This is a genomic window from Streptomyces sp. NPDC058157 (genome assembly GCF_042884105.1).
Taxonomy (GTDB): domain Bacteria; phylum Actinomycetota; class Actinomycetes; order Streptomycetales; family Streptomycetaceae; genus Streptomyces.
The window spans coordinates 1-4033 of the sequence record NZ_JBHVUQ010000275.1 but is presented as its reverse complement, the minus strand read 5'-3'; the positions used below and the strand labels follow the sequence as shown (position 1 = coordinate 4033).

Genomic DNA, 4033 nt, shown 5'->3' with positions numbered 1-4033 from the left:
CCCAGAGCTCTACTCACATACATTCGTCGCCCGCGTCATCTGTGAATAAGAGACAGAGGCTCGGCCGCGCCGGTCAGGGCTACGTGCTGGGCGCGGTGGCCGGCTTCGTACGGCCGACGGCGGGGCGGGTGACGGCCGGTGCGGTACCGGTGCGGGAGCCGGGGCCCGAGCGGGGCGTGGTCTTCCAGCACTACGCGCTCTTCCCGTGGCGCACGGCCCTCGGAAACGTCGAGTTCGCGCTGAAGCGGCTGCCGCTGTCGCGGGCGGAGCGCCGCGAGCGGGCGCTGGCCGCACTGGAGGAGGTCGGCCTCGCGGACGGCGCGCGCAAGTACCCGGCCCAGCTGTCGGGCGGCATGCAGCAGCGGGTCGCGCTGGCCCGCGCACTGGCCGCGGAGCCGGAAGTCCTGCTGATGGACGAGCCGTTCGGGGCGCTCGACGCCCTGACCCGGAGCCGGATGCAGGAGCTGCTGCGGGAGCTGTGGCGGCGCAGGGGCACGACGGTGCTGTTCGTGACGCACGACATCGACGAGGCCCTGGCCCTGGCCGGGCGGGTGGTGGTGCTCGGCGGCTCGCCGGGGCGCGTCCTGGCCGACCACCCGGTCCCGCCGGGGCCCGTGGACCCGTCCCTGCGGACCCTGATCGCCGAGCACCTCACCACACCCTGATCCACACGCTGATCCACCACACCCTGATCCACCACGCCCCGACCCGCCACACCCCACCCCCGAGCGACCGGCGGTCCACGACGGCCGGCGTCCGCACTCCCGGAAGGAACCCCACCCATGCCCAGACCCCGCGCGGCCGCCGCCGTGCTGCTCGCCGCAGTCCTGTCCCTCTTCGCCACCGCCTGCGGAAGCGGCGACGGCGGCGCGGGCTCCGGCGGGCGGCACCGCGTCACCATCGCCGGGAGCGACCAGCTCGGCGGGGCGCCCGTGTACCTCGCGCAGGAGCGGGGGCTGTGGGCCGCCGACGGGGTCGACGCCACCTTGACCACCCTGCCGACCGGGCGTGACGCGCTGAACGCCGTGCTCGGCGGGCAGGCCGGGTTCGGGGTGGTCGGCGACCTCCCCGCCGTGACGGCCGCGCTCGGCGGCCGGGACGTGCGGATCGTCGCCGAGCTGTCCCGCTTCACGGACTGGCGGCTGCTCACCCGCACCGACCACGGGGTGACCGGCTTCGCGGCGCTCAAGGGGCACAAGGTCGGGGTCCCGCAGGGCACCAACGTCGAGTACGCCCTGAGCCGGATGCTCGCCTCCGCCCAGCTGACGGCCGGCGACGTGACGGTGGTCAACCTGGCCCCGAACCAGGTGCCCGCCGCCCTCGCCCGAGGTGACATCGACGCCGGGGTGACCTTCCCCAGCTTCTACGAGGCCGCCCGCACCGCCCTCGGCGAGCGCTACGCCGAACTCCCCTTCACCGGCTACACCGCGCGCACCCTCCTCGTCGCCGGCCCCGGCGCGGACGACGCGGCGGCCACCGCCGTCCTGCGCACGGTGCTGCGCGCCCGGCAGGCCGGCGAGGCCGACCCGGCCGCCGCCCGCAAGGCGGTCGTGGCGCAGGCCAAGGGAGCGCTCCAGCCCGGCTACGTCGAGGCCTTCCAGCCCCGTTACACCTACGGCCCGGGCCTGAGCCCCGAGCTCCTGGCGCAGCTGGCCGACGAGGCCGCCTGGGCCAAGGCCGCCCAGTCCCTTCCGGGCCCCGCCGACCGGGAGTCCCTGCGCGCGCGGCTGCGCCCCGCCCCGCTCCGGGCCGCGGACCCCGCGGCCGTCACCCTCACCGACTGACCCCAGACCACCCGCACCCTCGAACACAGAAGGACAGGACGCACCATGACCGTCGACCAGAACACCCTCCGCCGCCGGGGCACCGGCCTGCGCGCCCACGACCCCGAGCGGAGCTACGGCGGCTACACCCTCTACACCCCGATCGCCGGGGACGGCCGGATCCACCTCGTCGACATCGAGGGCAAGCCCGCGCACACCTGGAACTCCCCGCACCCGCCCGGCCGTCAGGCCCAGCTGCTGCCGAACGGGAACCTCTTCTACGCGGCCAAGGACACCTCGGGCCCGACCCTCTTCCCCATCTGGGACGTCTACCACGGAGGCATCTTCCAGGAACTGGCCCCCGACTCGACGGTGCTGCGCGAGGTCCGCCACCCCTTCCACCACCACGACGCGTCGGTCCTGCGCAACGGGAACCTGCTGATCACCACCGTCGAGCCGCTCGACCCGGCCGACGCCGCCCGGATCCGCGGCGGCATCCCCGGCTCGGAGGCGCCGGGCGGGGTGGTCTACGGGGACGTGGTGTACGAGCTGACCTGGGAGGGCGAGACCGTCTGGCGCTGGGCGGCGATCGACCACCTGGACCCCGAGGAGGTGCCGCTGAACCGGCACTTCGCCCGTGAGCACTGGCCCATGGCCAACACCGTCAACGAACTGGCCGACGGCGGGATCGTGGTGGGCTTCCGCAGCGCCTCGACGGCCGTGGCCGTGGACCGCGCCGACGGCTCGGTCCGCTGGACGATCGGCCCCGACGTGCTGGCGCAGCAGCACCACCCGCACGAGCTGCCGGGCGGGAACATCCTCGTGTTCGACAACGGGACGTATCGGGACACGACTTCGGTGCCGTACTCGCGGGTGCTGGAGCTGGATCCGGCCACGGGCGAGCAGGTCTGGTCGTACGAGGACAACCCGCCGCAGAACTTCTACAGCCCGTACATGTCGAGCGCGCAGCGACTGCCGAACGGGAACACGTTCATCGCGGAGGGCTCCTTCGGCCGCCTCTTCGAGGTGACCCCGGAAGGGGACGTGGTCTGGGAGTTCGTCGTCCCGGAGTTCGGTTCCTTCAGTGCGGGGACGGGCCTGGAGTCCTCGCGCGGCGCGCAGAACTCGGTGTTCCGCGCCTACCGTTACGCCGCCGAGCAGCTTCCCTGGCTCTGACGGCCCCGGGTTCGGGGCGGGGCGTCCACCGGCGGGATCCGGCCACCCGGGTCCCGCCGGGCGGCCGGCCGCGTCCCCGAGGGGGGTGCCGGCGGCCAGGCGGGGGTGGCCGGAAGCAGACCAGGCCGGATGAACGAGACCTTACGGGCTGGTAACTTGCGCGAGTTGATCAAGGCCGGAGCGCGGCTCCCTCCCGGTGCCGCGCCCTCCGGTCCGAGCCACCCCCCTCACCTAGGAACCACATTGGCACGCACCGTCCGCACGACGGCCCTCTCGCTCGCGCTCCCCTTCGCCCTGCTCCCGGCCGTCCCGGCCTACGCCGACTCCTCCCCCACCCCGCACCTGGACTCCGTCGAGCAGGCCGTGCGCCTGTCCTCGCCCGGCCTGGAGGGCTCGGTCTGGGAGCGCACCTCGGGCAACCGCCTCGGCGCCTCCGCTCCGGGCGGCTCCGACTGGCTGCTCCAGACGCCCGGCTGCTGGGGCGACCCCTCCTGCGCCGACCGCCCGGGGACGCGCCGGCTGCTGGACAAGATGCGCGAGGACATCGGCAGGGCCAAGCAGAGCGTGGACATATCCACGCTGGCGCCCTTCCCCAACGGGGCCTTCCAGGACGCGATCGTGGCGGGGCTGAAGGAGTCGGTGCGGCAGGGCAACCACCTCCAGGTGCGCGTCCTGGTCGGCGCCGCGCCGGTCTACCACGCCAACGTCATCCCGTCCTCCTACCGCGACGAGCTGATCGGCAAGCTGGGTCCGGCGGCCGCGGACGTCACCCTCAACGTGGCGTCGATGACGACCTCGAAGACCGGTTTCTCCTGGAACCACTCCAAGCTGGTCGTGGTCGACGGCGGGACGGTCATCACCGGCGGCATCAACAGCTGGAAGGACGACTACCTCGACACCGCGCACCCGGTGAACGACGTGGACCTGGCGCTGTCGGGCCCGGCGGCGGGCTCCGCCGGCCGTTACCTCGACACCCTGTGGGACTGGACCTGCCGCAACAAGAGCAGCTGGTCCACGGTCTGGTTCGCCTCCTCGAACGACGCCGGCTGCATGCCCACCCTCCCCCGGCCCGCCGCCCCGGCCGGCGGCGGCGA

At 73.9% G+C, this 4033-nt stretch carries 3 protein-coding genes and 1 pseudogene; all 4 read left to right on the top strand.

Going from position 1 to position 4033, the window contains the following annotated elements:
- Nucleotides 1-41: 41 nt before the first annotated feature.
- Nucleotides 42-665, top strand: a complete 624-nt coding sequence (locus ACFVXK_RS35335; RefSeq protein WP_389620400.1) for an ABC transporter ATP-binding protein — start codon at nt 42-44, stop codon at nt 663-665.
- A 117-nt stretch (nt 666-782) separates the two neighbouring features.
- Nucleotides 783-1784 carry an ABC transporter substrate-binding protein gene (locus tag ACFVXK_RS35330; RefSeq protein WP_389620397.1) on the top strand — a complete coding sequence of 334 codons (1002 nt, stop codon included), beginning with the start codon at nt 783-785 and terminating at the stop codon, nt 1782-1784.
- A 45-nt stretch (nt 1785-1829) separates the two neighbouring features.
- Nucleotides 1830-2939 carry an aryl-sulfate sulfotransferase gene (locus tag ACFVXK_RS35325; RefSeq protein ID WP_389620394.1) on the top strand — a complete coding sequence of 370 codons (1110 nt, stop codon included), beginning with the start codon at nt 1830-1832 and terminating at the stop codon, nt 2937-2939.
- Nucleotides 2940-3182: 243 nt separating this feature from the next.
- A pseudogene (locus ACFVXK_RS35320) lies at nt 3183-4033 on the top strand (phospholipase); the annotation flags it as partial.

What these genes read in the sequence shown, in the direction of transcription:
- ACFVXK_RS35330 (WP_389620397.1), top strand. Translation starts at nt 783, where the DNA reads ATGCCCAGACCCCGCGCGGCCGCCGCCGTGCTGCTCGCCGCAGTCCTG.
- ACFVXK_RS35325 (WP_389620394.1), top strand. Translation starts at nt 1,830, where the DNA reads ATGACCGTCGACCAGAACACCCTCCGCCGCCGGGGCACCGGCCTGCGC.